1 protein-coding gene is annotated in these 2,534 nt (G+C 66.5%); it reads left to right on the top strand.

The window, feature by feature from the left end; all coding sequences use genetic code 11:
- On the top strand, nucleotides 1-2,534 hold a 2,534-nt coding region (locus BT179_RS26260; protein ID WP_143148746.1), incomplete at both ends, for an AMP-binding protein.

The raw sequence follows: 2,534 nt of genomic DNA, 5'->3' as shown, positions 1-2,534 counted from the left end.
ATCCGTGGCTTCCGCATCGAACTGGGGGAGATCGAGGCCAGGCTGGCCGCGTGCCAAGGCGTCCGCGAAGCGGTGGTCATCGCGCGCGAGGACGAACCGGGGGACAAGCGCCTGGTGGCCTATGTGATCGCCGAAGAAGGCGAGTCGCCCACGGCAGCCGGGTTGCGCGCCGCACTGCTGGGCTCCTTGGCGGACTACATGGTGCCAGGCGCCTTCGTGATGCTCGATGCCTTCCCGTTGACCACCAACGGCAAGCTCGACCGCAAGGCGTTGCCGGCGCCGGATCGCTCGGCCCTGATCAGTCGCGAATACGAGGCCCCGCAAGGTGAAGTGGAGATCGCCATCGCCCGGATCTGGCAGGACCTGCTCAAGGTCGAACAAGTGGGGCGTCACGACCATTTCTTCGAACTGGGGGGCCATTCCCTGCTGGCGGTGAAACTGATCGAGCGCATGCGCCAGATTGAACTGGCGGCCGATGTGCGCGTGCTGTTCGGCCAACCGACCCTGGCGGCCCTGGCTGCTGCCGTGAGCGATGCTCGGCAGATCGTGGTGCCGGCCAACCTGATCGCGCAGAACTGCACCCGCATCACCCCGGACATGCTGCCCCTGGCCGACCTGGACCAGGAGGCCATCGACCGCATCGTGGCGACGGTGCCGGGAGGCGTGGCCAACGTGCAGGACATCTACGCCCTGGCGCCGTTGCAGGAAGGCATTCTTTACCATCACCTGGCCGCGGAGCAGGGCGATCCCTACGTGTTGCAGGTGATGTTCGGCTTCGACAACCGCGAGCGCTTGCAAGCCTTTGCCCATGCCTTGCAAAGCGTGGTGTCGCGCAACGATATCCTGCGTACCAGCGTGCTCTGGCAAGGCCTGCCGGCCCCGGTGCAAGTGGTCTGGCGACACGCTACCCTGGCCCTCGAAGAGGTCGAGGTGGACCCGGCTTCGGGCGACGTCGTGCAGCAGTTGCAGGCGCGTTTCGACCCTCGGCATTACCGTCTCGACATCGCTCAGGCGCCGTTGATGCGAGTGGCCTATGCCCAGGACCTGGCGAACCAGCGCTGGGTGGGCATGCTGCTGTTCCACCACATGGCCCTGGACCACACCGCCCTTGAGGTGGTGGTGCACGAAATGCAGGCCAGCCTGCTGGGCCAGTCGGAGCAACTGGCGGCGGCCGTGCCGTATCGCAATCACGTGGCACAGGCCCGTCTGGGTGTGAGTCGCGAGCAACACGAAGCGTTCTTCCATGACATGCTGGGGGACATCGACGAGCCGACGCTGCCGTTCGGCCTGCAGGATGTGCAGGGCGATGGCAGTGGCATCGAAGAAGGGCAGCAGCACGTGGAAGCGGCGCTGGCCCGGCGCCTGCGGACCCAGGCCCGTCAGCTCGGTGTGAGCGCGGCGAGCCTGGTCCACCTGGCCTGGGCCCAGGTGGTGGGGCGTGTCTCGGGCCGCGAAGAGGTGGTGTTCGGTACCGTCCTGATGGGCCGGATGCAGGGCGGCGAAGGGGCCGACCGCGCCCTGGGCATGTTCATCAATACCTTGCCGTTGCGCATCAGCGTGGGCGCCCAGGGCGTGCGTGCCGGGGTCAAGGCGACTCACGCACGGCTATCGGCCCTGTTGGGCCATGAGCATGCGTCCTTGTCCCTGGCCCAGCGCTGCAGTGGCGTCCCGGCCTCGCTGCCGCTGTTCAGCGCCTTGCTGAACTACCGGCACAGCGCGGCTGAAACGCCGTCCGAGCCGGCCATCGCGGCCTGGCATGGCATCCAGACCCTGAGCATGGAAGAGCGGACCAACTATCCATTGATGCTGTCGGTGGATGACCTGGGCGAGGGCTTCATGCTCACGGCCCAGGCGGTGGCCCAGGTGGGCGCCCGACGTGTCTGCGACTACATGCACACCGCGCTGGAAGGACTGGTGAGCGCCCTGGAACAGGCCCCCGACTCGGCATTGCGTGACGTGCCCATCGTGCCGGTCGACGAACGCGAGCGACTGCTGGTGACCTTCAATGTCACCGCGGCTGAATATCCTGCGCAGCAGACGATCCATGGATTGTTCGAAGAGCAGGTACGGCGCACGCCGGATGCCCTGGCGGTGCGCCATGGCCAGCAGCGTCTCAACTACCGTGAGCTCAACGGGCTCGCCAATCGTCTGGCCCATCACCTGCGCAAGCAGGGGGTGCAGCCCGATTCCCGAGTCGCGATCTGCGTCGAGCGCGGCCTTGACATGGTGGTGGGCCTGTTGGCGATCCTCAAGGCAGGGGGCGGTTACGTACCGCTGGATCCGGCTTATCCGACGGAACGGATCGTCTACATGCTGGAGGACAGCACACCGGCGGCGATCCTGGTGCAAGGGGCCACGCGCCGCTTGCTGGGCGAGACGAGGGTGCCGTTGATCGACCTCGACAAGGGCACCTGGCAGGATGAGGCGGCTCCCAATCCCCAGGTTCCGGAACTGACCTCGTCGCACCTGGCCTATGTGATCTACACCTCCGGCTCCACCGGTCTGCCCAAGGGCGTGATGATCGAGCACCGCAA

It is taken from the genome of Pseudomonas sp. NFACC43, assembly GCF_900119645.1.
Classification (GTDB): domain Bacteria; phylum Pseudomonadota; class Gammaproteobacteria; order Pseudomonadales; family Pseudomonadaceae; genus Aquipseudomonas.
The sequence above is the reverse complement of the archived record's forward strand: the minus strand, read 5'-3'. Positions and strand labels throughout refer to the sequence as shown.